Raw genomic sequence first — 25,931 nt, 5'->3', positions numbered from 1 at the left:
GGTCAGGAACAGGGGACCACCATGCCCGTCACGCGTTCGAGCCCATCCGGATCGGGAGTCGTCGGTATCGACATCGGAGGCACCAAGATCGCTGCGCTCCTCGTGAGCAGCGAGGGGACGGTGCTGGCGCGGGGGAGCGTCGGCGCCCCCGCAGCGCAGGGCGGTGCGGCGATGGCCGATGCAGCCGCGGGTCTCGCCGCCTCTCTCGCCGCCGAGGCCGGTGTCTCGCTCGCGGCAGCCGGTGTCGGCGCTGCCGGCGTGATCGACCACGAGAGCGGCACGATCCGCGCAGCCTCGGCGACCTTCGTCGGGTGGGCGGGCTTCCCGCTCGCCGAGGAGCTGGAAGCGCGACTGGGGGTGCCGGTGCGTGTGGAGAACGACGTCAACGCGTTCCTCCTGGGCGAAGCCGCCGCCGCCGGCCGCGAGGACCGCGACGTGCTGGGTGTGATGCTCGGCACCGGGGTCGGAGGCGCGCTCCTCATCGACGGTGAGCTCCACCACGGACCGCACGGTGCCGCGGGAGAGATCGGGCACACACCCGGCTACAGCGAGCTGATCTGCACCTGCGGGCAGGTCGGGCACCTCGAGACACTGGCATCCGGTACGTCGATCGCGATGCGGTACCAGGAGCGCACCGGCGACACCGTCCGCGACGCGCGAGTCGTCGCGGATCGCGCACGAGCGGGCGATGCGCAGGCGATCGCGGTGTTCGACGCCGCCGGCCGCGCCCTCGCCCTCGCCTGCGCCAGCGCAGCGACGATCCTCGACCTGCCGTGCGCCATCGTCGGAGGAGGCGTGACGTCGGCCTGGGATCTTCTGGAGCCCGCGATCACGCGTACTCTGCACACGGATTCCCCGGTGTCCGGGATCCCTCTGCGCATCGTCCCCGCCGTCCTCGGTTCCGATGCCGTCGCTCTCGGCGCCATCGAGACCGCCCGTCGGGCTCTGGTCCCGGCGGGAGCACACTGAGCCCGACCTCCCGCACCGACAAGGAGCACATCACGTGACCGTACGTCCCGAAGCCCACGAGATCTGGATGGGTCCGCTTCCGACCGTCGCCGACGGGGGGCTCGCGCAGCCCCGGATCGGTATCGCCGGGATCTCCATCGAGTCGAGCACGTTCTCCCCGCACATCTCCGGCGACGAAGCCTTCACGGTTCGCACCGGTGACGCTCTGCGCAGCTACTACCCGTTCCTCGACGACGGGCGCGAGCTCGCTGCGGCCGCCGAGTGGGTGCCCCTCACTCATGGTCGCTCGCTGCCCGGTGGTGCCGTCGCGCCCGAGACCTACCGTCGGATGAAAGACGCCATCGTCGAGGGCATCCGCGAGCAGGGCCCCTTCGACGGCTTCTTCTTCGACATCCACGGAGCGATGAGCGTCGTCGGTCTCGACGACGCCGAAGGCGACCTCGCGCTCGCGGTGCGGGCGGCACTGGGTCCGGACACGCTCGTCTCGACATCGATGGATCTGCACGGCAACGTCTCCGAGGTGCTGCGCGACGCCGTCGACCTGCTCACGTGCTACCGGATGGCACCGCACGAGGACTGGATGAACACCAAGGAACGGGCGGTGTGGAACCTCCTCGCCCGGCTGCGGGGGCCGCACGGCGCCGACCCGCTGGGCCGTCGGCCGTTCGTGGCGTGGGTGCCGGTCCCGGTCCTGCTCCCCGGCGAGAAGACCAGCACCCGGCTCGAGCCCGCACGCAGCATCTATGCCGAGCTGCCCGAGATCGAGGCTCTTCCGGGCGTCGTCGATGCCTCGGTCTGGATCGGCTACGCCTGGGCCGACGAACCCCGCTGCCAGGCGTACGTCGTGGTCACCGGCGACGATCGAGAGCTGATCGCGCGTGAGGCCGAGCGGGTGGCGCGCATGTTCTGGGAGGCGCGCGAGGACTTCGTGTTCGTCGCTGAGACGGGCACGCTCGATGAGGCGCTCGAGAAGGCACTCGCGCCGGGAGCGCCCCACCCCTACTTGATCTCGGACTCGGGTGACAATCCGACGGCGGGCGGGGCGGGCGATGTGACGTGGACCCTTGCGCACCTGCTCGAGCGTTCCGAACTCACCGGACCCGACCGCACGACCCTGGTGGCGTCGATCTTCGATCCCGAGGCGGTCGCGCAGGCGGTCGAAGCGGGCGTCGGGGCGACGATCACGATCGTGGCGGGTGCCCGGGTCGACGATGGCCCGCACGGCCCCGTGACGATCACCGGGACCGTCTTCTCGATCACCGACGGAGATCCGGACGCAGGCACGCAGGTCGTGGTCGCGGCGGGTGGACTCCACGCCATCATCACGGAGCGTCGCAAGCCGTTCCATCACCTCTCCGACTTCCGGATGCTGGGCCTCGAGCCGACCACCGCGGACATCGTGGTGGTGAAGATCGGCTATCTCGAACCCGAGCTGTACGAACTCGCCGCGGGCTGGACTCTCGCGTTGACTCCCGGAGGTGTCGACCAGGACCTCCTCCGTCTCGGTCACCACCGTCTACGCCCCGGTGTCTACCCCTTCGACCCCGAGGGAAACCCCGATCTGAAAGCCGTGGTCGTCCGCCGCGGCGTCGCAGAGGAGCCGACCGCATGATGAACTTCGAGAAGCGCACCGGGCCGGACCTCGGCGCGGACGCTCCGACATACCCGACGCAGAGCGTGCCCGACTGGTACCGCGACGCGAAGCTCGGCTTCTTCGTGCACTGGGGGCTCTACTCGGTGCCGGCGTGGGCCGTGCAGCACGGCGAGGGCGTGAACATCCCGACCGAAGATGCGTACGCCTGGCATCAGTACGCCGAGTGGTACGGCAACACCGTGCGGATCGCGGGGAGTCCGACCTGGGAGCGTCATCAGCAGCTGTTCGGGCCGGGGACCTCCTACGAGGACCTCGCCGATCGGTGGGACGCCGAGGCGTTCGACGCGGATGCCTTCGTCGGCGAGCTCGTCGGCGCCGGGGCCAGGTACATCATCCCGACCACGAAGCATCACGAGGGCTTCTGTCTGTGGGGCACCGAGACCACCGGCTTCAACGCGGTCGCGCGCGGGCCGCGCCGTGACCTGATCTCCGAGTTCCACGATGCCACCCGGCGCGCGGGCGCGAAGTTCGGCGTGTACTACTCGGGCGCGCTCGACTGGCATGTGAGCGACTTCCCGCCGATCGAGTCCGACACCGATCTGTTCCGGTTCCGCCGCAACGACGCCCATTTCGCGCGGTACTCGGCAGCTCAGCTCGACGAGTTGGTCACGCGCTTCTCACCCGACGTGCTGTGGAACGACATCGAGTGGCCCGACGGCGGCAAGGGGCGCGACGAGTATGCGGTCGCCGCGCTGCTGGACCGGTACTTCGAGGCCGTTCCGGACGGCGTCGTCAACGACCGGTGGGGCGTGCCGTATCACGGCTTCCTCACGCGGGAGTACACGGACATCCCGGAGATCATCCCGGAGCCGTGGGAGTCGACTCGAGGCCTGGGTTACTCCTTCGGGTTCAACCAGGCGGAGGATGAGCGTCATTCGCTGTCGGGAGCCGCCTTGATCCGGCTGCTCGTCGACGTCGTCGCCAAGAACGGCAACCTGCTGATCAACGTGGGTCCCGCCGCCGACGGGTCGATCCCGGAACTTCAGCGGCGCGCGATGCGCGAGCTGGGCGCGTGGCTCGAGACGAACGGCGAGGCGATCTACGGCACCCGTCCGTGGGTTCGTATGGGCGAGCGGACCGGAGCGCCACGGCGGTACACGACCACGGGCGCGACCGTGCATGTGCATGCGCTCGACCCGAGCGTCGGCACGCTGGAGCTGCCCGCGGAGCTCCTGGGCTCCGACCTGCGTTGGGCCGACGGTTCCGTCGCCGAGCGATCCACGGACGACCGCACGGTCGCTGTGATCCCGGCCGGTCTGCGCGAGGAAGCTGTCGCCGTCCTGTCCGCTGGCTGAGACGGACCGGATCGCGACCACGCGAGGGCCCTCCCGATGTCGATTCGGGAGGGCCCTCGCTGTGTGCACCGGGTGTCAGGGCCGGGTGAGTTCCTCGAGCACTTCGATCACGTGGCGGTACGGCCGGCCGGTGGCGCGCGTCATCCCGATCTCGCAGGTGCGGTTCGCCGACACGAACGCGTCGAAGTCGCCGCGCGTGCTCTCGGCTTCGGCGATCTCCGCGGACTCCTGGGCGGTCGCGCTGGCCGTGAGTTCCGGGTGCAGCATGCCGCGGTCGCCCGCGAAGGCGCAGCAGCCCCATCCCTCGGGGACGAACACGTCGTCGGCGACGGCCGCGGCGATCGCGGTCAGTGCTCCGGTCGCGCCGAGCGCGGTCGTGGAACAAGTCGGATGCACGGCCACCGTGGGGAGCTTGGCCGGCACCGAGACCTTCGGCAGCACCTCGCGTGCCACGAACGTCGTGGCGTCCTCGATTCGCAGGCCCGCGTAGCGCGGGTTCTTCGCGACCGACTGCGCGAGCATCACGTCCAGGCCCTCTGTGCACGACGCCGCGTCGCACACCACCGGAAGCTCCCCGTGCCTGCTGGCTTCCCACAGCGACTCCAGCACCCGGTCCGACATCAGGGCGTAACCGTCCAGGTGACCCTTCGACTTCCACGGTGTGCCGCAGCACAGGCCTCCGTTCTCCTCGGGGATCACGACGGCGATACCCGCACGGTCCAGCAGGGCCCGGAGTGCGTCTCGAGAGCCCTCGCCGTCGCCTTCCGCGCCGAACATCGTCCCGATGCAGGCACCGAAGAAGACGGCCTGCGCATCGGCCGGGGACTCCGGGCGCGGCGGCTTCGAACCGCCGTGCGGGAGCCCGCCGTCGTACAGAGGCACGGTGTCGGCACCGAGGACGGCGCGGCCGAGATGCGTCACCCCGCGCACGAGCGGCGCAGGGAGGGCATCGGCGACGGTGAGCGCGACTCCGCCGGCGCGCGTGACCGTGCCCCAGTGCTTGGCTGCGGTGCCCCATACCGCGCCTTCGACGGAGTTCGACTGCTCCGCTCGAAGCCGACGTACGAGATCACCGGTGTTGATGTCGACCGGGCAGGCCACACCGCACATGCCGTCGACCGCGCAGGTCTGGACGCCGTCGTAGTCGTAGTCCTTCTGCAGGTCGCGCAGCAGCTCGGTGTCGCCCTGCTCCTCGGCCCATGCCATATCGCGGCGGATCACGATGCGCTGGCGTGGCGTGAGCGTGATGCTCTTGCTCGGGCAGGTCGGTTCGCAGTAGCCGCACTCGACGCAGCGGTCGACCTCGTTCTCGACCGTCGGCACCCGCTTGAGGTCGTGCAGGTACGAGTCAGGGTCATCGGAGAGGACGACTCCGGGATTCAGGATGCCGTCGGGGTCGAACAGCGCCTTGATCTCCCACATCATGTCGGTGAGCTCATCGCCGTATTGGCGACGCACGAACGGCGCCATGATGCGGCCGGTGCCGTGTTCGGCCTTGAGCGATCCCTGCTGCGCCAGGACGAGTTCGACCAGGTCGTCCGTGAACCGCCGATAGCGCGCGACGCTGTCGGGGTCGTCGAACCGTTCGTTGAGGAGGAAGTGGACGTTGCCGTCCTTGGCGTGCCCGAAGATGACCGAGCCTTCGTAGCCGTGCCCGGCGAACAGCTCGATCAGGCGTTCGCAGGTGGCGAGGAGCCGGGGGACGGGTACCACGATGTCTTCCAGCAGCGCCGTCGTACCGGACGGGCGCGCACCGGCGACCGCGGTGTAGAGCCCCTTGCGCACGTGCCACAGAGCGGCGCGCTCACTCGCATCCGTGGTGAGGCGCGGGGGCACGGCCAGCGGGAGCCGCTCGAAGTGCGACTGCGCCTTCGTGCTCGCCGCGGTGAGAGCGTCCGCGTCGGCGGCATGGACCTCGACCAGGAGAGCGGCGTGTCCCTGGACCTCGATCTCGGCGATCGCAGAGGGGACATCGCTCAGTCCCTGAGCGACCCGCAGGGATGCAGCGTCCAGGAGCTCGATGGTGGCCAGACCGAGCCGGGTCAGGTCGGGGAGCGCCGTCATCGCCGTCGAGAGCGTCTCGAACACGAGAAGTCCCGTCGCGATCGACGGTCGCACTTCGATCGTGCGGAATCGAGCCTCCGCGACGAACGCGAGCGTGCCCTCGGACCCGATGATGAGATGCTCCAGGATGCGCACCGGGTCGTCGAAGTCCAGCAGCGCGTTGAGCCCGTAGCCCATGGTGTTCTTCATCGAGAACTGCTGGCGGAGGAAGGCGACGTGCTCGGGGGCGGCGAGCAGGCGTGCTCTCAGGTCGAGCAGGCCCGCGACGATCTCGGGCTCCGCCGCGCGCAGCACCTCGCCGGCATCCGGGCGGCCGGTGTCGAGGATCGTCCCGCTCGGGAGCACGACGGTCATCGACTCGATCGTCTGATACGAGTTCTCGGTGATCCCGCAGGCCATTCCGCTGGAGTTGTTCGCGACGACGCCACCGATCGTGCACGCGATCTCGCTCGCGGGGTCGGGGCCGAGCTTGCGGCGGTGGCGCGACAGACGGGTGTTGACCTGACGTACGGTGGCACCCGGGCCCACCCGCACCGAGGCCCCGTCGTCCTCCACCCGGATGTCTCGGAAGTTGCTGCGCGTGTCGACGAGGATGTCGCCGCTCACGCTCTGCCCCGAGAGGCTGGTGCCTCCGGACCGGAACGTCATCGTGCGCCCGGCGGCGCGGACTGCTCCGAAGGCGCGTGCCACACCCTCGGCGTCTGCAGGGGAGAGGACGGCATCCGGGATGAGCAGATAGTGGGACGCGTCGTGGGCCCGTGCGAAGCGGTCGATGGAGCGGGAATGGATCTGCGTCCTGGAACCCAGCAGAGCGGGGTCCAGGGGTTCGGCGAGGGTGGTCGGCACGGTGCTCCTCTGCTCCGTCGAAAGATTGTCAGACAAGTGTACCGATACGTGGATGCTTCGATAGGCTGACCCGCATGACCACCGCTTCGGACGCAACGCTGGGGATCGTCGGCGTCGTGGATGCCGTCACCGCTCAATTGCGCGGCCGTATCCTCCGTGCCGAGATCCGTTCCGGGGATCCGATCACGGAAGCGGCTGTGTCGCAGTCCTTCGGAGTGGCCCGTCCCAGCGCGAAGGCGGCGATCGAGCAGCTCGTCGCGAGCGGACTCCTGGTGCGCACGGCGCATCGCAGCGCGCGCGTCGTCGGGATCGATTCTGCGACCGTGCGGGATGTCTATCGCACCAGGACGCGGCTCGAGAGCGCCGCCCTTCGCGACCTCGCGGTGACGCGGACGGTGCCCCCCGCGGCGCTCGAGGCGAACGCGGAGCTCCTCGCGATGCCGCCGGGGCCGGACCCGGCGACCGTCGCGCCCGACCTGCGATTCCACACCGCTCTCATCGAGGCTCTCGACAGTGAACGCACCGCTCGGATGTACCGCAGCGTCCTCGACGAAGTGCGCTTGTGCATGGCGCAGGTGCAGGGTCGACGATTGCTCGACGCGGCGGCGATCGCGGCGCAGCACAGCGACATCCTGGCTGCGGTCGCCTCGGGAGACGGGGAGCGAGCAGCAGTCCTCCTCGACGCTCACCTGTCATCGGCCGAGGAGCGGCTGGTCGAGGCGCTCGACGCGGACTAGCGTCGCGCCCGTCGTCACTCGGCCGGCGCTTCCTCCACGACGATCGGCGCCTCGGAGGGGTCGGTCCATTCCGGGGCGGGGAGCACGGTGTCGGTCTGGCCGGCCTGGATCGCGCGCAGTGCCTCGGTGATCTCCTCGTCGTTCTCGGGAACGGGGAGCCCGCACGCCCGGAGCTCGGACGTGAACTGGAGCGTCAGCCGGATCTTCCCCGCTTCGACCGCCTGCGCCGTCGTGCCCGTGCGGATCTCGCTCCCGGTCTGGATCGCCGACACCTCATCGCACACGTGGTACACCTTGCCGCCATCGACCCAGACGACCTCGTCCTTGCCGAGGAGCAGGATCACGGCGGACTGGTCGGCCGTGTACTGCTCGACGGACGGCGGATCGAAGTCGACGCCGATGAACACGGCCAGGGCCGCGAGAGCCACGCCGACGATGCCGGCCGTGGTCTTCTGTCCCTTGTCCATGTCCTTGTTGAGGAAGATCAGGATGACCAAGGGCAGGAACGCGACCACCGCGATGATCGCGCCGAGCTGGTTCTGCACGAAGAAACGCGTCTTGTCGGACTTGCGTGCGGGGTCGAGGCGGTTCGCCTTCTTCCACAGCACCGATCCGGTGATGGACAGCGCCGCGATGACGACCAGCAGCACCAGCAGGGCGATGAACGCCCACTGCGGGAACGTCGCGGTGACGCCCTGTTCCTCCAACAGGCCGGTGTCGGGATCGCGGAGCAGAGTGCCGTCCTCGCCGACGAACTCGCGCTGGCGGAGGAGCCAGAAGATGCCGACACTCTCGCCGATGATCGCGACCGCCCAGAGGACCGCGGCGATCCACCGGAAGCGTGTGGCCCTGGCCTTTGCTTCCGCAGTGGGAGTCCAGCCGGAGGGCGGCTCCGGAGTCGCGTTCGTCGCGGACGGTTCGATCCGCGCGTCGGTGTCGTCACTCTCGGCCACGGTGCTCCCTTTCCCCTCCGATGCCCGCCGTTCCGGCTCAAGGCAACCCTGAGCATAGTGGACCGGGTGTCCTACGCTAGAGGGCATGACTTCCGACTCCGACGACGCCCTCACCTGGGATGGCGACGAGGCTTCCGCGCCGAAGGATCCCGCGTTGCCCCCTGGGTGGAACGCCGTCGGGAAAGGCAGTCGCGACGTCGGCACGATCGAGGGGGACGGAACGATCACTCCCGCCCGATCGGATGAACAGGCCGGCCTGAGCACGCCGATGCTGCTGATCCTCGGCATCGTCGGCGGCGTGTATCTCCTCTACACGGTCGGATGGATTGTCGGCGGGCTGCGTCTGCGGCCACTGGCGTCGTTCCTGGTCGCCGATGCGATGTTCCTGCCCTGGTTCGTCCTGGCGATCGCTGCGCCCGCGCTCTGGTTCCTCGCGAGCTGGGTCCTGACCAGGGGGAGGGCTTCGTGGATCCGCGTCGCCGTGCTGCTCGCAGGAGTCGTCCTGCTGGTTCCCTGGCCCTTCGTCACCGTGGGGGTGGTCGGATCATGAGCGCATCCTCGACCACGGAGCCGGTGTCCGCCGGTTCGCCGCGATGGCTCGTCGGCCTGGTCGTCGGCCTGGCCGGACTGTTCTACGCATACGCGGTGTGGAACGCCGTCGCGCATCTGATCACGATGGCGCAGACGGGACTGACCGCCGGCGGGTGGGCGACCTTGCTCTTCGGCGTCGCGTTCCCCGCGATCGTCTTCGTCTTCGCGTACCTGATCGGCCGTCGTCGGCGGGTGGGGGAGCTCCTCCTCGTCTTCCTGGCCGGACTCGGTGTCGTCGCGGTGTTCTGGATGAGCCTGATCGCGCTCAGCCTGACGATGCCGAGCGCCTGAGTCGCGGGCGTCACACGGCACGGAGCGCCCCGAGCCCTCGGGTAGAGTTGACGCGATCGCGCCCCCATGGTGTGCGGCGCATCGGCCCCTCCCGCCTGCCGCGCTGCCCCGAAGGATCCACTGTGCCGAAGCCCGTCGTGCTCATCGCCGAAGTTCTCTCTCCCGCCACGATCGAGGCCCTCGGCCCCGACTTCGACGTCCGCGACGTCGACGGTACCGATCGCGAGGCGCTCTTCGCGGCACTCGCCGACGCTGACGCCGTGCTGGTGCGTTCGGCGACGCGCATCGACGAGGAGGCGCTGGCGCACGCGCCGAAGCTCAAGGTCGTGGCCCGTGCGGGCGTCGGTCTCGACAACGTCGACATCAAGGCAGCCACCGCAGCGGGCGTCATGGTCGTGAACGCGCCGACGTCCAACATCGTCTCCGCGGCGGAACTCACGGTCGGCCACATCCTGAGCCTCGCCCGCCGCATCCCCGCCGCACATGCCTCGCTCTCCGGCGGCGCGTGGAAGCGCAGCTCCTTCACCGGCGCCGAGCTGTTCGAGAAGACGGTCGGCATCGTCGGCCTGGGCCGGATCGGTGCCCTCGTCGCCGCGCGCCTCGCGGCCTTCGACATGCGTGTCGTCGCCTACGACCCCTACGTCACGTCCGCCCGCGCGCAGCAGCTCGGCGTGCAGCTCCTCTCCCTCGACGAGCTCGTGGCCGAGTCGGACTTCCTGACGATCCACATGCCGAAGACGCCGGAGACCACCGGCATGATCGGTGCCGCGCAGTTCCAGGCCATGAAGCCGACGGCGTTAGTGGTCAACGTCGCCCGCGGCGGACTGATCGATGAGGAAGCGCTCCACGCGGCGCTCGTCGCAGGCGAGATCGCCGGCGCCGGGCTCGATGTCTTCACGACCGAGCCTCCCGTGGAAGGCGGAACCGCGCGCCCGCTGCTCGACCTGCCCAACGTGGTCGTCACGCCGCACCTCGGCGCGAGCACCGAGGAGGCGCAGGAGAAGGCAGGCGTCTCGGTCGCCCGCTCGGTGCGTCTCGCACTCGGCGGAGACCTGGTGCCGGACGCGGTGAACGTCGCGGGTGGCGTGATCGACCCGTACGTGCGCCCCGGCATCTCCTTGGTCGAGAAGCTCGGCCAGATCTTCGCCTCGCTGGCGACCTCGCCTCTCACGAGTCTCGACGTCGAGGTGCACGGCGAGCTCAACGACTACGACGTGAGCGTTCTCAAGCTCGCCGCGCTCAAGGGCGTGTTCACGAACATCGTGAGTGAGACCGTCTCGTACGTGAACGCCCCGCTCCTCGCCGAACAGCGCGGGATCGCCGTGCGTCTGATCAAGGACGACGTGAGCGACGAGTACCGCAACGTGATCACGCTCACGGGCGCACTGTCCGACGGGACCCAGCTGTCGGTCTCGGGAACCCTGACGGGGCCGAAGCAGACGGAGAAGCTGGTCGGCATCAACGATCACGCGCTCGAACTGCCGATCGAGCAGCACCACGTCGTGATGCTCTACACCGACCGCCCCGGCATCGTCGCGGTGTACGGGCAGAAGTTCGGCGAAGCAGGCATCAACATCGCCGGCATGCAGATCGCGCGTCAGGCGGCGGGCGCGCAGGCGCTCAGCGTGCTGACGCTCGACTCGCCGGTCTCGGAGGAGCTGCTCGAAGACGTGAGCGCAGCGATCGACGCCGACCTCTTCCGGCAGATCGAGATCACCGAGGTCTGATCACTCGACGCGACAGACGGGAGAGGGCGGGAGCGAGATGCTCCCGCCCTCTCCCGTCTCTCTGACCGTCAGGCCGTGGCTCGGAGCACCAGCGCGATCAGGTCCTTGAGCTCGTCGCTTCGGGGAACCAGGCGTTCGGGTCCGTGCACGTCGAGGGAGTTGTTGAAGTACAGGCCGTCGCTGACGAGCATCACGAGGTCGAGGCTCGCGTTGTCGCGCACGTGCGGACGGATCGTCTCAGCCCAACGTCGCCGTGTTTCGCGCAGCATGTCGGCCGCAGCGACCGAGCCGCCCTGCGCGAGCCTCGTCGTCGCGATCAGGACACGGTCGAGGGCGTCGTCTTCCATCACCGAGGTGCGCACGTAGTAAGCGACGGGCCCTTCCTCTGCCACCGTCATCCGCTCGAGGTCCGCTGTCGTGAGGCGGTCGAGGCGCTCGACCAGGCCGATCTCCAACTCTTCCTTCGAACCGAAGTGGTACAGCAGACCGCCCTTGGAGACCCCCGCCGCCTTGGCGGTCGCGTCGAGGGTCGCGGCACGCTCGCCGTCTTCGATGAGGATCGCTTCGAAGGCGTCGAGCACCTTCTCGCGAGCGAGGGGAGGTCGGGGCATCGTGGGTCCTCTGCACAGGGGGAGCGGTCGGAATTCTGTTACTATACCAGCCGGACGGTTCACTAACCGTCGATCACGATCCTGAGAGGTGTTCCATGACCCGTACTGCGTCGATCCCGACGACAGAGACGGATGCTCCCCGTGTCGGAGCCCGTGGCTGGGCGGCGCTCGTCGTCCTCATGCTGCCGGTGCTTCTGGTGTCGGTGGACAACACGGTGCTGAGCTTCGCGCTCCCCGAGATCTCCATCGCGCTCGCGCCCACCGGTGCGGAGCAGCTGTGGATCATCGATGTGTACCCGCTGGTGCTCGCGGGACTCCTCGTGACGATGGGTACCCTGGGTGACCGGTTCGGACGTCGGAAGATGCTGCTGATCGGGGCGACCGGCTTCGCCGCCGTATCCGCACTCGCCGCCTTCGCGCCCACGGCCGGCTTGCTGATCGCCGCCCGTGCGCTCCTGGGTCTCTTCGGCGCCATGCTGATGCCGTCGACGCTCTCCCTCCTCCGATCGATCTTCCGCAACCGTGATCAGCGCCGCATGGCGATCGCGGTCTGGGCATCGGCGTTCTCCGCCGGGTCGGCGTTGGGTCCGATCGTGGGCGGCATCCTGCTCGAGCATTTCGCCTGGGGATCGGTCTTCCTGATCGCCGTTCCGGTGCTCATCCCCCTGCTCATCGCCGCACCGCTGCTGGTGCCGGAGAGTCGCGATCCGAACCCGGGTCGCATCGATCTGATCAGCATCGCGCTGTCGATGGCGACCATGATCCCGGTGGTCTACGCGATCAAGTCCCTCGCGGTGGACGGCCCGAGCCTCACCGCCGGCGCCTGGGCTCTGCTCGGCTTCGGCATGGGCTACCTGTTCGTCCGTCGTCAGCTGCGGGCCAAGAGCCCGATGCTCGACATGGCGCTGTTCCGGCGCGGTTCCTTCTCCGGGGCGATCCTGGTGAACCTGCTCAGCGTGGTCGCACTGGTGGGCTTCCTGTACTTCGTGTCGCAGCACCTGCAGCTCGTCCTCGGCCTGTCGCCGATGATGGCCGGCATCGCACTGGTCCCCGGCATGCTCGCGATGATCGTGGCGGGGCTCTCCGTCGTGCCGGTATCGCGCCGCGTGCCGCCGCACATCGTGGTCCCCGCCGGGCTCGCGTTCTCGGTGACCGGCTACCTCATCGTGGCGTTCACGACGCATGAGCACGGCGTCCTGCCGCTCGTGGTGGCGTTCGTTGTGCTGGGCATCGGCATCGGCGCGGCGGAGACGATCTCCAACGAGCTGATCCTCTCGAGCGCTCCCGCGGCCAAGGCAGGCGCGGCGAGTGCGGTCTCGGAGACGGCGTACGAGCTTGGGGCGGTGCTCGGCACCGCGGTGCTCGGTGGCATCATCACGGCGTTCTATCGCGGCGCTCTCGTGCTTCCGGCAGGTCTGCCCGCCGATGTCACCCACGCGGCGGAGGAGACCCTCGCCGGCGCCTACACCGCAGCGCAGGAGCTCCCGGCGCAGCTGGGGACGGCCCTGTGGGGCGCGGCGGCCGACGCATTCGGTTCCGGTGTGACGGTGACGTCGCTGATCGGGGCCGGGCTCGTCGTGGTCGCCGGGGTGATCGCCGCCGTCACACTGCGCAAAGCCCCCTCGCACTGACCAGTACGCTGGGAGGATCGGCCCGCCCCGCCCTGCGGCAGGTCTGGGCCGGTCCATCCCCGTGCAGTGCGCAAGGAGTGTCATGTCGCGTGTCGTGAAGCTGGCCGTCATCCCCGGTGACGGCATCGGTCCCGAGGTCATCGCCGAGGCGGAGAAGGTGCTCGACGCCGTGACCGCGGCGAGCGACGTCGTGTTCGAGAAGACCCGCTTCTCGCTCGGCGCCGGCCGCTTCCTGGAGACCGGCGACACGCTCACCGATGACGACCTCGCCGCCATCGCCGCCCACGACGCGATCCTGCTCGGCGCCGTCGGCGGAACGCCGGGGGACCCGCGACTGAAAGACGCGAACATCGAGCGGGGACTCCTGCTCCGGTTGCGCTTCTCGCTCGACCACTACGTGAACCTGCGCCCCTCCAAGCTCTTCGTCGGAGCTCCCGGACCGCTGGCCGCGCCGGGGGAGATCGACTTCGTCGTGGTCCGCGAGGGGACCGAGGGGCCGTACGTCGGCAACGGCGGGGCGATCCGCAAGGGCACCCCGCAGGAGGTCGCGAACGAGACCTCCGTGAACACCGCATTCGGTGTCGAGCGGGTCGTGCGCTACGCCTTCGAGCTCGCGGAGCGTCGCCGCAAGAAGCTCACGCTCGTCCACAAGACCAATGTGCTCGTCCACGCCGGAGCCATCTGGCAGCGCATCGTGAACGAGATCGCGGCCGAGCACCCCGAGGTCACGGTGGACTACCTGCACGTCGACGCGGCCACGATCTTCCTGGTGACCGACCCCTCGCGCTTCGACGTCATCGTCACCGACAACCTGTTCGGCGACATCCTGACCGACCTCGCCGGAGCGGTCACGGGCGGCATCGGCCTCGCCGCCTCGGGCAACATCAATCCCGATGGCGCTTTCCCCTCGATGTTCGAGCCCGTGCACGGCTCCGCCCCCGACATCGCCGGTCAGCAGAAGGCCGACCCGACGGCGGCGATCCTCTCGATCGCGCTGCTGCTCGACCACCTCGGCCTCTCCACCGAATCCGAGCGGGTGAGCGCCGCGGTGGAGGCCGACATCGCCGCCCGCACCACGGCGCGCACGACCGCGGAGATCGGCTCTGCGATCACCGCACGACTCTGACCGCAGGCGTAGGCTGAACGGGCGCGAGGATGCGCCCACCCACGAGGAATGGATGATGAGATGACGACCATCGATGCCGAGGCGACCGTGGCTCCCCTGGAGTTCGCCGTCACGAAGAACCTGACCGCCGCGTCGCCCGCACGGCTGGCCGAGGTGCTGGAGAACCCGGGCTTCGGCGTGGTCTTCACCGACCACATGGTCGACATCTGCTGGTCGGTCAAGGGCGGCTGGCACCGGCCCCGCGTGCAGCCGTACGGACCGATCCCGCTCGACCCCGCGGCGTCCGTCCTGCACTACGCACAGGAGATCTTCGAGGGCATCAAGGCCTACCGCCACGCCGACGGCTCGATCCACACGTTCCGCCCCGACCGCAATGCCGCGCGCCTCCAGGCCAGCGCCCGCCGCCTCGCGCTGCCCGAGCTTCCGACCGAATACTTCATCCAGTCGCTGCGCGAGCTGATCGCGGTCGACGGTCGCTGGGTACCCAGCGGGGCCGACCAGAGCCTCTACCTGCGTCCGTTCATGTTCGCCAAGGAGGCCTTCCTCGGCGTCCGCGCCGCGCAGAAGGTCGCCTACTACGTCATCGCCAGCCCCGCGGGTGCCTATTTCTCCGGCGGTGTGAAGCCGGTGCGCATCTGGCTCTCGGAGGAGTACGCCCGTGCGGGCAAGGGCGGCACCGGCAAGGCCAAGACCGGCGGCAACTACGCGTCGAGCCTGCTCGCACAGAGCGAAGCGAGTGCTCAGGGCTGCGACCAGGTCGTGTTCCTGAACGAGAAGCGCGACGTCGAAGAGCTCGGTGGCATGAACGTGGTCTTCGTGTTCAAGGACGGCCGCGTCGTCACCCCCGAGTCGGACAGCATCCTCGAGGGCATCACCCGTGACTCGCTGCTGCAGCTCGCGGAGGACCGCGGATACACGGTCGAGAAGCGTCCGATCTCGATCGACGAGTGGCGTGAAGGCGTGGCCTCTGGTGACATCGTCGAGGTGTTCGCGTGCGGCACGGCCGCCGTCGTCACCCCGATCGGCGCGCTCGTGGGCGACGGCTTCGACGAGCCGCAGCCGCTGGGAGAACTCGCTCTCTCGTTGCGCGAGGAGTTGACCGACATCCAGTACGGACGCCGTGAGGACAAGCACGGCTGGCTCCTGCGCCTCGACGCCTGACGCCGGACACCCGACGCCGAGACCCCGTCCTCTCGCCGAGACCCCGTCGTCTCGGCGCATGCAGGACGGGGTCTCGGCGGCGTTGGGGGGTCTCGGTGCAGGGTGCCGCGCTCGCTAGGCTGGACACCATGAAGATCGCCCGGTTCAGCCACGACGAAGCCATCATGTACGGGATCATCGACGAGCGCGAGCTCGTCGTCCTCGCGGGGGATCCGATGTTCACCGGGTACGAGACGACCGGCGCTCGTGTGCCCCTCGCCGACGCCGCGCTGCTCGCTCCGGTGATCCCACGGTCGAAGGTCGTCTGCGTCGGGAAGAACTATCACGATCACGCCGCCGAGATGGGGGGAGTGGCCCCGGAGGAGCCGTTGCTGTTCCTGAAGCCGAACACGTCCGTGATCGGACCGGGTGATGCGATCGTGCGTCCCTCGCTCTCGGAGCGCACCGAGTATGAGGGTGAGCTCGTCGTGGTGATCGGGAAGATCGCGAAGAACGTGAAGGCCGAGAACGCGCTCGACTACGTGCTCGGCTACACGATCGGCAACGACGTGACCGCGCGAGACCTGCAGCGCAAGGACGGCCAGTGGTCGCGGGCCAAGGGATTCGACACCTTCTGCCCGCTGGGGCCGGTGATCGAGACGGACTTCGATCCGGCCAACGCGACGATCGAGACGCGGGTGAACGGCGAGGTGCGCCAGCACGCCCCACTCACCGACATGATCCACTCGGTGCCGGCGATCATCGAGTACGCCTCCGCCGTCTTCACCCTGCTCCCCGGCGATGTGATCATGACGGGCACGCCGGCCGGGGTCGGCACGTTCGAGGCGGGTGACGTCGTCGAGGTCGAGATCTCCGGACTCGGCATCCTTCGCAACACCGCGCGCGACGCCGTTCCCGTGCCATGACGACCGTCGCCCTGACGGCGGCGCAGCAGACGGCGGTCCAGCGGCGAACCGTCCTGGTGCTGTCGCTCGGACAGGTCCTCGGTGGCATCGCATTCGGTGCGACGGTCTCACTCGGCGCGCTCCTGGCCGCGGACATCTCGGGCAACGATGCGCTTTCCGGGCTGGCCACGGCTTCCGTGACGCTCGGAGCGGCCGCGTGCGCGATCCCACTCGCCCGCCTCGCCGCGCACGTCGGACGGCGTCGGGCGCTCACCCTCGGCAACCTCTTCGCGCTCGTCGGTATCGCGGTCGTCATCCTCGCCGCTTCCCTGCGCGTCTTCCCGCTGCTCCTCGTCGGGATCCTGCTGATCGGGGCGGGCAACGCGGGGAACCTGCAGTCGCGGTTCGCCGCCACCGATCTCGCCGCACCGCAGCATCGTGGTCGTGACCTGTCGATCGTCGTCTGGTCGACGACCATCGGCGGTGTCGCCGGCCCGCTGTTGCTCGGTCCGGGCGAGATCGTCGGGCAGGCGGTCGGAATGCCGCCGCAGACGGGCTCCTATCTGTTCTCGTTCGTGGCGCAGTGCGCGGCGCTCGTGCTCTACATCGTCGCGCTGCGGCCCGATCCTCTGCTGGCCGCTCAGCGTCTTGCGAAGGCGTCTGCCGCCGTCGCCGGAACCGCGGTCGCGGACCGGCCTCGGGTCGCGCGCTACGCGATCTTCGCGATCGCGGGGTCTCACGTGGTCATGGCATCGGTCATGGCGATGACCCCCGTTCACTTGTCCCACATGGCGCATGGCGCCGGCGGGATGGCGCCGAGCCCGGCGGATGTCTCCGCGCTGGTCGGTATCACGATCGCGCTCCATGTCGGCGGCATGTACGCGCTGTCGCCCGTCTTCGGGGTGCTCGCCGACAGGTGGGGCCGGCTCCAGGTCGTCCTCCTCGGTCAGGCGCTCCTCGCGGGGGCGCTGGGTTTCGCGGTCTTCACGGGCACCGTGGCCTGGGGCGTGATGGTCGCCCTCATCCTGCTCGGTCTGGGGTGGAGTGCCGCGACGGTGGCCGGTGCCGCGCTCCTCACCGAGGCGTCCGCGCCTGAGCTCCGCACACGCAGGCAGGGTCGCAGCGATTCGTTGATGAGCCTGTCCGCTGCGGCGGGTTCGGTGCTCGCGGGAGTGGTGCTGGCGAACTTCCAGTACGCGGGGCTCGGGGTCGCCGCCTTCGTGCTGGTCATCGCGATCGTGGCGCTGGCTCCGCTGGCGCGTTCCGGAGTACGGTGAAGGACTGGTCCGGCGTCGGCGACGCGTATTCGGCTTCCTATGCCGCGCTCTGCGCGGGCACCTTCTCCGCGATGCGGGAGGTGCTGGGCGAAGGGAACGGTCGCGGTCTGGTCGACGTCGGTGCGGGGGACGGCACGCTCGCAGCGAGGTGGGCGGCCGACGGATGGACAGTGACGGCATGTGAGCCGGAACCCAGCATGCGCGCGGCGTCCCGCCGGTTGCACCCCCGGATCGAGACGATCGATGGCGCCCTGCCCTCGCTGCCGTTCGCGGAGGGAGAGTTCGACGTGGCCGTCGCGAACTTCGTGCTCAATCACGTCGACTCTCCGCGCTCTGCCGCCGCGGAATTGCGACGAGTCAGCAGGGGTGCCGTCGTGGCGACGGTCTGGACCCTCTCGCCTTCCTGGCTCTGGGCCGAGATCACCGAGCGTGCCGGGATCGCACCGTTCGTCGGCGCACGGCTCTCGGACGCGGAGGACTTCGAGCGGACGGCTGACGGATTCGGGCGGATGCTGCAGGAGGCGGGACTCCCGCACGTCGCGGTCACCGAGATCGACTGGATCTGGAACGCGGACCCGGATTCGCTCTGGCTCTCGGTCGACGGGGGAGTGGCCGGTGCGGGTGCTCTCTACGCCGGTCTCGACCAGGCCGAGCGGCAGCGCTTCCGAACCGCGTTCGACACCGTCGTGGAGGAGCGGAGCGTGCACGGATCGCTGCCGCTGGAACATCGTGCGGCGATCGCGGTGAGCGCCGGTCGCTGAGCGCCGCGACCCGCCGACGGCGCCCAGCCCTGTCCCCGTAGAATCGAAGGGCTATGGCTACCCCTCATCCCCTCACCACGACTGTCAGTGGTGCCGACGTCCGCGTCCGCTTCTGCCCCTCGCCGACCGGTCTGCCGCATGTCGGCATGGTCCGCACGGCTCTCTACAACTGGGCCTATGCCCGTCACAACGGCGGGAAGATGGTGTTCCGCATCGAGGACACCGATGCCGCGCGTGACAGCGAGGAGAGCTTCCGCCAGCTGGTCGACGCGCTGACCTGGCTCAAGATCGACTGGGATGAGGGCGTCGAGGTCGGCGGTCCGCATGCGCCCTACCGGCAGTCGGAGCGTCACGACATCTATCGTGAGGTGATCGACAAGCTCATCGCCACGGGAGCCCTCTACGAGAGCTACTCCACGGCGGAGGAGATCGATGCGCGCAACGAGGCCGCCGGTCGCGCCAAGCAGCTCGGCTACGACAACTTCGACCGCGACCTCACCGATGCGCAGAAGGAGGCGTTCCGCGCCGAGGGCCGTCAGCCCGCTCTGCGCCTGCGTGTTCCGGATGAGGACCTCACGTACGTCGACCTGATCCGCGGCGAGGTCACCTTCCCCGCCGGTTCGTTCCCCGACTTCGTGGTCGTGCGTCCGAACGGCGTGCCGCTGTACACGTTCGTGAACCCGGTCGACGATGCGCTGATGGGCATCACCCACGTGCTGCGTGGCGAAGACCTCATGCCCTCGACCGCGCGCCAGCTCTCGCTGTACGCGGCACTGATCGATGCGGGTGTGACGACCTTCGTGCCGCGCTTCGCGCACATGCCCCTGGTGCTGGGGGAGACCGGCAACAAGAAGCTCTCCAAGCGCGACCCGCAGGCGGACCTGTTCCTGCACCGGGAGCGCGGGTTCATCCCCGAGGGGCTGCTCAACTATCTGGCTCTGCTCGGCTGGTCGATCGGTCCCGACCGCGACGTCTTCTCGCTCGATGAGTTCACCGCCGCGTTCGACATCACCGACGTGAACCCCAACCCGGCGCGCTTCGATCAGAAGAAGGCCGAGTCGATCAACGGCGATCACATCCGGATGCTGGGGGAGAAGGACTTCGCCGAGCGGACCGTGCCGTACCTCGCCGCCGCGGGTCTGTTCGATGAGCCCACGCATGAGCAGCTGGTGATGGCGTTCCGCGTCGCGCCCCTCGTGCAGGAGCGTGTGCAGCTGCTGGGTGAGGTGCCGGGGATGGTCGGCTTCCTCTTCACGGATGAGGTCTCGTATGCCGAGGACGCGCTCAAGGGCCTTCCGGCGAATGCGGCCGAGGTGCTCGACGCCTGCGTCACCGCGCTCGAACCGGTGACGGATTTCACGCCGGAGAAGATCCAAGAGGCCCTCGCCGCCGAACTCGTCGAGAAGCTCGAGCTCAAGCCGCGCATCGCCTACGGCCCGCCGCGGGTGGCCATCACCGGCCGCCGGGTCTCGCCACCGCTGTTCGAGTCGATGGAGCTGCTGGGCAAGGAGGAGTCCCTGCGTCGCCTGCGGTCGCTCTCCACGTTCCTCGCGGGCTGAACCGCGACGCGCCCGGGCGGCGGCACAGGGCACCGGTTTTGGTGTTCCGCCGCCGCTCGGGTAGGCTTGATTCTCGGTGCGAGGCCCTGGTTTCGCCCTTGGGGTATGGTGTAATTGGCAACACGACGGTTTCTGGTTCCGTTATTCTTGGTTCGAGTCCAGGTACCCCAGCAAGATCAAAACCCCCGCTCAGACGGGGGTTTCTTCGTGTTCGGGCGGTTGTGCTCAGCTGGCCGGTCGTCGCGCGGCATACTCCCGCGTCGCGTCCGAGGAAGACCGACGTCGCGACTAATGTGAATGTGTGACAGGAACACGAGCGGAATCGGCATACTCCCGCGCTGTCACCGCCTTCCGCACTCCGACGCTCGATCTGCTCCACGGTCGGTACGCTCCCTTCGTCGTCGCCTCGCTTTCTCTGCTGTTCACGGCTGACCGGCCGTCGATCCCGATCGCGGATGCCCATGCCGAGCTCTCCGAGATCCTCGAGGAGCTGAGGGGCGCGGACGACGATGACGATGAGCGGCGGACGCCGGCGGGAACCGGACGCGATGTCTCGAGGAACTGGGTGCGCCTGGGCTGGCTGGTCCAGCAGATCGATGACGACGTCGAGGTGTATCGGCTCTCCGCGCATGCGGTGGAGGCGCTGGAGATCGCGGGCCGGACGGGCGGTGGACGCACACGCGTCTCGAACTCCCGCGTGCGCACGCTCCTCGAGGCCGTGGAGCACTTGGCGGACAGCGCGGAGGCCGATCCGGAGCGGCGACTCACGCGCCTTCGCGAGGAGCGGACGGCACTCGACGCGGAGATCGCCCGGATCGAGGAATCGGGCAAGGCGGATCCCCTCGATGATGAAGAGCTCTTCGAAGAGGCGGAGAACGTGCTGCATCTGGCTCGCGAGCTCCCGGCGGACTTCACGCGCGTCGCCGAGTCCCTGAAGGTCATGCAGCGCGATGTCGTCGCCCATCTGCGGCGCGACGAGCGTCCGACGGGCGAGGTCCTCCGTGAGTATCTGCAGCGCGCGCAGGACGTCATGAACTCCACCCCCGAAGGGCGCGCGTTCGCCGGGGCGCTGCGGTTGATCGGTGACCCGGAGCGCATCGACGCGCTGTCCGAGCAACTCCACGGCCTGCTCCGCCAGCCGTTCGCACGCAAGCTCGACAGCAACCAGCGCGCCGATCTCGATGCCATCGGACGCCGGGTCGAACTCGGCGTCGAGGAGGTCTTGGCCGCGCAGCGCCGCGCATCGCACGTCATCACCGGGCAGGTGAAGACGCACGATCCGCTGCGGGACCGTCAGATCGACGACCTGCTCCGCGATGTGATCGCCGCCCTCCACGTCTGGGACGGCACGGGCGCGAGCGCAGCGCCGGTGCGCAGCCTCCCGCTCGTCGACCTCGGACACCTCCGCCAAACGGTGAGCAGTATCCGCCCTCCCGCCGCCCCCGCTCCCCTCGCGGACGCCGACGACGTCGAGTTCCTCGACGTCGACAGTCGCGCCTGGGGAGGCCCGAGATACACCGAACTCGAAGAACACGTCTCCGCTCTCGGTGAGGAGTTCGACCTCGCCGCGGCGTTCACGACAGCCGCGGACGACACGCGCCGCCCCGTCGACCTTCTCGGTCTGCTCGAGATCGCACACCGCAACGGCATGACCGAGAGCGACGAGGTGTCGGTGGTCGAAGCCCTGCGTCCGGACGGCTCGACACGACGTTTCGCGTTCGGCGCCGTCACGGCGCGCAACCCGAAGGAAGATGCACATGCCTGAACAGAGCCTCGCGACCGACGCGCCGCTCGATGAGCCGTTCATCGCGCCGGTCCCGATGGAAGACGACATCGAGGAGCACTTCGCCGGTGATCGGGGAACGCTCGATCCGGAGATCCGACGAGTGCTGGTGCACATCCTGCAGCGCCGGTTCATCGCTGCGGAGCGCAACCGTCGGGAGTGGACCCTGCTGCTGGACCATCAGCAGGTGATCGAGTCGCGCTTGAACGACCTGTACCTCCGCCTGGTCATCGATCACGGCCGGGGGTTCGCGTACAAGCAGCAACTCCGCTCCGACGAGATCGACATGCCCGTTCTCCTCAAGGATGCGCCGTACACACGTGCGGAGACACTGGTGCTCGTGCACCTGCGCACCGTCTACCAGCGGGAGTCCGCCGCCGGTGAGGCCTCCGTCCGTATCGACATCGAAGATCTCGAGCAGACGGTGCTGAGTTACTTCACGGATGTCGACGGAGGGACCGCGCGACAGCAGAAGGCGATTCGCAACGCGATGGACCGCCTCGACCGTGAGGGCATCATCCAGGAGGAGACGAGTGGTCGCTATCGGATCACGGCGCTCGTCGAAGTGGTGCTGAGCGCGGAGACGCTCAAGGAGCTCCGGGATTGGCTGCGGTCGCAGGAAGTGGTGCAACGATGACGATGGTCGACACGCTGTTCGGACTCATTCCCTCGGGGTCCCGAGGACAGCAGTGGGTGGCGGAGGAGCTGCAGCTGATCAACTGGGGCGGCTATGACGGCGGCCCTCACCGCGTGCGTTTCTCCCCGGATGCGACCCTGCTCTGCGGCGGTTCGGGGTCGGGGAAGTCCACGCTGATGGACGCGTACATCGCGCTCATGATGCCGCACACGACACCGTTCAACGGCGCGTCCAACGGTGGCGTGACCGGGCGCCCCCGGGGCGAGGAGCAGCGGAACATCCTCTCCTACGGGCGCGGGAAGATCGACGAGTCCCGAACCGAGGACGGTACCAAACTGCGCGTGCTGCGTGGTGACGGGGAGGACACCTGGAGCGCGATCGCGACGACGTGGCTCGATCACGACGGATCACGGTTCACCGCGGTGCGTGCGTGGTACATCCCGGCGGACGCGCGCACTCTGGAAGACACGACCCGGGTGCGGGCGACGGTCGGCGGCGCCTTCGACCTGGGACTGCTGGAGCAGGCAGCCGCGCAGCGCCTGTCCGATGCGGCGGTGCGTGGGACCGGGCTGGAGACGCTCGCCACCGACCGTGAGTTCTCGGCGCGGCTGCAGGCCGTGCTCGGGATCGGTGCCGCGGGCTCAGGCTCGAAGGCCATCAGCCTGCTGGCGCGCATCCAGGCAGGACAGCAGATCACGACGGTCGACGATCTCTACAAGAAGCTCGTCCTGGAAGAGCCCGAGACCATGGCCACCGCAGACGCCGTCGTCGCGCACTTCGACGAGCTCGAGAGCACGCGCACCCGGATGCTGACCGCCAAGCAGCAGGTGAGCGCTCTCGAGCCGATCCGGGCGATCAAGGAGCGGATCGCCGCGGCTGCCGAGCGCGTCAGGGTGATCGACGAGGTCGGGGTGTTCACCGATGCGTCCTCGCTCGCCGCTCTATGGAACGCGCAGCGACGTCTGGATCTGCTCCGCGAGGTGGAGGTCGAACTGGGCGACCGTGCGCGTGCCCTGAGCCTCGCCGTCCGCGAGAAGCGTGCGCTCGTCGACGCGGCCGACCTCGAGCGCGAAGGACTCCTCGATGTCCTCCGTCAGTCCGGCGGCGATCGCCTCGAGACCGCGCAGCGCGAGCTCCGCGTCGCCGAACGCCGGCTCGAGGACGTGCGCCGGGAACGGGCGAAGTTCGACGCCATCGTCCGCGAGTTCGGCGCAGAGGTCGAAACCGCGGCGCAGTTCGACGCGTTCGTCTCCCAGGCTCGCGGTGCGTCGGCGAAGTCCGACAACCGCGGGGCACGGGCTGCGTTCGCCGACGCGGAGACGACTCGGAGAGCCGCGGAGACGGAGATGCGCGGTGTTCGGGAGGAACGCGAGCGGACGAGCCGCGTGCGGGGCAGCATCCCGGCGCGTCTCGACGAGTCGCGGGCTCTGCTCGCCGAGGCGGTGGGTCTCTCCCCGTCGGAGCTCCCCTTCGTAGCGGAGCTCATCGAGCTGCGGACCGAGTTCGAGCCCTGGCGTGAGGCTTTCAACCTCGCTCTCGGCGGTTTCGCCCGGACGCTGCTGATCGATGCCGAGCACTTGGCGACGTTCCGCTCCGCCATCAACGCGGTCCGCACTCCCGAGCGCCTGAACTACGAAGGCGTGCACGTCGGACTGCCCGAGATGCGCCCTGCCGATCCGAAGTCGCTTCCCGCCCGGCTCGACTACCTGCCATCGCCCTTCACCGGCTGGTTGCAGCAGAGACTGCAGGAGCGTTACGGGTACGTCTGCGTGGATTCCCCCTCGCAGCTGACCGAACACCAGAAGGCGCTCACGATCAGCGGTCAGGTATCTCAGGGAAGCCGCGGCGGTCACGGCGGTCAGGGCCGTGCCAATGTGCTCGGCTTCACCAACGAACGCCGGTTGCGGGAACTCGACGAGCAACTCCGCCGACTTGCCGAGCGATACGAGGACGCCGCCGCGGCGGCGCAGGAGGCCGAGGCCGCGCTCGACCGGATCGAGACGACGTCCACCGCGCTCGCGAAGATCGAGGACCTCACCTGGGAGCAGATCGATGTCGTCGCCGTGGAAGCGGAGAAGGAGCGCTGGCTCGCGGTCGAAGCCGAGGTGACGACGGCCAGCCCCGAGATCGCGCAGCTGAAGAGCCAGGCCGAGGAGTTGAGGGCCCGTGCGGGTCGCCTCCGCGACGACGAAGCGCGGCTGGGCAATGAGCTCGCCCAGACGCAGGAGCGGTGGGGGCAGGTGACCGATGACGTCGACGCCTGCCAGACCGTGATCGATGCGGCAGCGTCGTCGGGGACCGTCTTGGAGGAGGGGCACGCGACCTTCCTCGACGGGCGATTCCTGCATGCGGAGACCGGGGACACACCGACGGCGGCTCAGAGACTGTCGCATCTCGACACAGCGCTCCGGACCGCCGCGCAGCGCCTCCTCGAGGAGCGCCGCGAAGCCGCCGACGCCCACGAGCAGCAGCGGGAGAGCATGCGTCGACTCATGACCGGGTTCCTCGAACGCTGGGACAGTCTCACGATCCTCCCCGATCCGGATGCCTCGGTCGGCGAGTTCGAGAACATCCTCGAAGCGCTCCAGACCAACGGGCTGCATGAGCTCGAGACCGAGTGGCGCGACAGTCTCCTCAAGCTGTCCGGAAACGATCTGACGAGCCTCGACTCGACGCTCAGCCGCTCCCTCCGAGAGATCAAGGATCGGATCGATCCCATCAACAGGATCATGGAGGAGCTCCCGTTCTACGACGATGACCATCGGCTGCAGATCACCCCGCGGGAGAACCAGACGGAGGCGCGCAAGCGGTTCCGCAGGGAGCTCCGTGAGGTCCGCGGACTCATCGATGCGGCGTCGACGGATGCGGAGCGTGAGACCGTCTATCGCAAGATGAGCCGGCTGATCGCACGCATGCGTCGCACGGCCCCCGATTTCGCGGAGCTGATCGACGTGAGGAACCATGTGCGGGTGAGTGCGGAGAGAGTGGACGCCGCCACGCGTTCGCATGTCGCGCTCTACGATCACATCGGCGAGAAGTCCGGAGGGGAGTCGCAGGAGCTCGTCGCGTTCATCGTCGGCGCCGCTCTTCGGTACCAGCTCGGAGACGCGGGCGCGGCTCGACCGCGCTACGCCCCGGTCTTCATGGACGAGGCCCTGATCAAGGCGGATGCGCATTTCACGAAGCGCGCGATCGGTGCGTGGAGAGGTCTCGGCTTCCAGTTGGTGATCGGCGCCCCGAACGACAAGTACAGCGCGATCGAGCCTCACGTCGATGTCGAGTACGACATCCTCAAGGACACGCATGGGCGGTCGTGGGCGAAGGCGAAGGTGGGCCTGCCGGACGACGCCGCGATTCGCAACGCCTAGGCTCCA

General features: G+C 68.9%; 20 protein-coding genes and 1 tRNA gene. 18 read left to right on the top strand and 3 right to left on the bottom strand.

Annotation, left to right across the window (positions count from 1 at the left end; genetic code table 11):
- Positions 1–21 precede the first annotated feature (21 nt).
- From LVJ59_RS03230 to LVJ59_RS03220, 3 genes are all read left to right on the top strand, one after another.
- Positions 22–969 (top strand): ROK family protein, encoded by a 948-nt coding sequence (locus tag LVJ59_RS03230; protein ID WP_232761974.1) that lies wholly within the window; start codon positions 22–24, stop codon positions 967–969.
- A gap of 67 nt (positions 970–1,036) precedes the next feature.
- Positions 1,037–2,581, top strand: a complete 1,545-nt coding sequence (locus tag LVJ59_RS03225) for a M81 family metallopeptidase (RefSeq protein ID WP_269816680.1) — start codon at positions 1,037–1,039, stop codon at positions 2,579–2,581.
- Positions 2,578–3,918 (top strand): alpha-L-fucosidase, encoded by a 1,341-nt coding sequence (locus LVJ59_RS03220; protein ID WP_232761972.1) that lies wholly within the window; start codon positions 2,578–2,580, stop codon positions 3,916–3,918. Before LVJ59_RS03225 ends, LVJ59_RS03220 begins: the two co-directional genes overlap by 4 nt.
- Positions 3,919–3,993: 75 nt before the next feature.
- On the opposite strand, the gene LVJ59_RS03215 is transcribed toward LVJ59_RS03220, so the two are convergent.
- The gene (locus LVJ59_RS03215; protein ID WP_232761971.1) at positions 3,994–6,828 is read right to left on the bottom strand and encodes an FAD-binding and (Fe-S)-binding domain-containing protein; all 2,835 of its coding nucleotides are present in this window, start codon (positions 6,826–6,828) and stop codon (positions 3,994–3,996) included.
- A 74-nt stretch (positions 6,829–6,902) separates the two neighbouring features.
- Here LVJ59_RS03215 and LVJ59_RS03210 point away from each other — a divergent pair, with 74 nt between their 5' ends.
- A complete protein-coding gene (locus LVJ59_RS03210; protein ID WP_232761970.1) occupies positions 6,903–7,565 on the top strand; it encodes a GntR family transcriptional regulator in 663 nt (220 codons plus the stop codon).
- A 14-nt stretch (positions 7,566–7,579) separates the two neighbouring features.
- On the opposite strand, the gene LVJ59_RS03205 is transcribed toward LVJ59_RS03210, so the two are convergent.
- Positions 7,580–8,518 (bottom strand): hypothetical protein, encoded by a 939-nt coding sequence (locus LVJ59_RS03205; RefSeq protein WP_232761969.1) that lies wholly within the window; start codon positions 8,516–8,518, stop codon positions 7,580–7,582.
- An 85-nt stretch (positions 8,519–8,603) separates the two neighbouring features.
- On the opposite strand from LVJ59_RS03205, the gene LVJ59_RS03200 reads away from it, so the two are divergent.
- The 3 genes from LVJ59_RS03200 (at position 8,604) to serA (ending at position 11,127) form a co-directional block, all read left to right on the top strand.
- Positions 8,604–9,068: a hypothetical protein gene (locus tag LVJ59_RS03200; RefSeq protein ID WP_131490898.1), complete on the top strand. Its 465-nt coding sequence runs from the start codon at positions 8,604–8,606 to the stop codon at positions 9,066–9,068.
- Positions 9,065–9,400 carry a hypothetical protein gene (locus LVJ59_RS03195; RefSeq protein WP_232761968.1) on the top strand — a complete coding sequence of 112 codons (336 nt, stop codon included), beginning with the start codon at positions 9,065–9,067 and terminating at the stop codon, positions 9,398–9,400. The genes LVJ59_RS03200 and LVJ59_RS03195 overlap by 4 nt, the downstream gene beginning before the upstream one ends.
- A 122-nt stretch (positions 9,401–9,522) precedes the next feature.
- Positions 9,523–11,127, top strand: coding sequence for a phosphoglycerate dehydrogenase (serA, locus tag LVJ59_RS03190; RefSeq protein ID WP_232761967.1), 1,605 nt, complete (start codon positions 9,523–9,525; stop codon positions 11,125–11,127).
- Between the two features lie 68 nt (positions 11,128–11,195).
- Here serA and LVJ59_RS03185 read toward each other — a convergent pair whose 3' ends face one another.
- Positions 11,196–11,738, bottom strand: coding sequence for a TetR/AcrR family transcriptional regulator (locus LVJ59_RS03185; protein ID WP_232761966.1), 543 nt, complete (start codon positions 11,736–11,738; stop codon positions 11,196–11,198).
- 95 nt (positions 11,739–11,833) lie between these two features.
- On the opposite strand from LVJ59_RS03185, the gene LVJ59_RS03180 reads away from it, so the two are divergent.
- The 11 genes from LVJ59_RS03180 to LVJ59_RS03130 all read left to right on the top strand — a co-directional run bounded on the left by LVJ59_RS03180 (position 11,834) and on the right by LVJ59_RS03130 (position 25,925).
- Positions 11,834–13,369, top strand: a complete 1,536-nt coding sequence (locus tag LVJ59_RS03180; RefSeq protein ID WP_232761965.1) for an MFS transporter — start codon at positions 11,834–11,836, stop codon at positions 13,367–13,369.
- 82 nt (positions 13,370–13,451) lie between these two features.
- Positions 13,452–14,495, top strand: coding sequence for a 3-isopropylmalate dehydrogenase (locus LVJ59_RS03175; RefSeq protein WP_232761964.1), 1,044 nt, complete (start codon positions 13,452–13,454; stop codon positions 14,493–14,495).
- Between the two features lie 60 nt (positions 14,496–14,555).
- A complete protein-coding gene (locus tag LVJ59_RS03170; RefSeq protein WP_134353616.1) occupies positions 14,556–15,656 on the top strand; it encodes a branched-chain amino acid aminotransferase in 1,101 nt (366 codons plus the stop codon).
- A gap of 128 nt (positions 15,657–15,784) precedes the next feature.
- On the top strand, positions 15,785–16,561 hold the full coding sequence (locus LVJ59_RS03165; RefSeq protein ID WP_134353617.1) for a fumarylacetoacetate hydrolase family protein: 777 nt from the start codon (positions 15,785–15,787) through the stop codon (positions 16,559–16,561).
- Complete coding sequence (locus tag LVJ59_RS03160; protein ID WP_232761963.1) at positions 16,558–17,817, top strand: MFS transporter; 1,260 nt, start codon at positions 16,558–16,560, stop codon at positions 17,815–17,817. The genes LVJ59_RS03165 and LVJ59_RS03160 overlap by 4 nt, the downstream gene beginning before the upstream one ends.
- A complete protein-coding gene (locus LVJ59_RS03155; RefSeq protein ID WP_232761962.1) occupies positions 17,814–18,578 on the top strand; it encodes a class I SAM-dependent methyltransferase in 765 nt (254 codons plus the stop codon). The genes LVJ59_RS03160 and LVJ59_RS03155 overlap by 4 nt, the downstream gene beginning before the upstream one ends.
- Before the next feature lie 53 nt (positions 18,579–18,631).
- Positions 18,632–20,137: a glutamate--tRNA ligase gene (gene gltX / locus LVJ59_RS03150; RefSeq protein ID WP_131490906.1), complete on the top strand. Its 1,506-nt coding sequence runs from the start codon at positions 18,632–18,634 to the stop codon at positions 20,135–20,137.
- Positions 20,138–20,236: 99 nt separating this feature from the next.
- A tRNA-Gln gene (locus LVJ59_RS03145) sits at positions 20,237–20,308 on the top strand.
- Between the two features lie 130 nt (positions 20,309–20,438).
- Positions 20,439–21,902, top strand: coding sequence for a DUF3375 domain-containing protein (locus LVJ59_RS03140; RefSeq protein ID WP_232761961.1), 1,464 nt, complete (start codon positions 20,439–20,441; stop codon positions 21,900–21,902).
- Positions 21,895–22,557, top strand: coding sequence for a DUF4194 domain-containing protein (locus LVJ59_RS03135; protein WP_232761960.1), 663 nt, complete (start codon positions 21,895–21,897; stop codon positions 22,555–22,557). The genes LVJ59_RS03140 and LVJ59_RS03135 overlap by 8 nt, the downstream gene beginning before the upstream one ends.
- Positions 22,554–25,925: an ATP-binding protein gene (locus tag LVJ59_RS03130; protein WP_232761959.1), complete on the top strand. Its 3,372-nt coding sequence runs from the start codon at positions 22,554–22,556 to the stop codon at positions 25,923–25,925. The genes LVJ59_RS03135 and LVJ59_RS03130 overlap by 4 nt, the downstream gene beginning before the upstream one ends.
- Positions 25,926–25,931 lie beyond the last annotated feature (6 nt).

The organism is Microbacterium sp. KKR3/1 (genome assembly GCF_021272365.1).
GTDB lineage: Bacteria > Actinomycetota > Actinomycetes > Actinomycetales > Microbacteriaceae > Microbacterium > Microbacterium aurugineum.
This window is presented reverse-complemented; position numbering and strand designations above follow the sequence as displayed.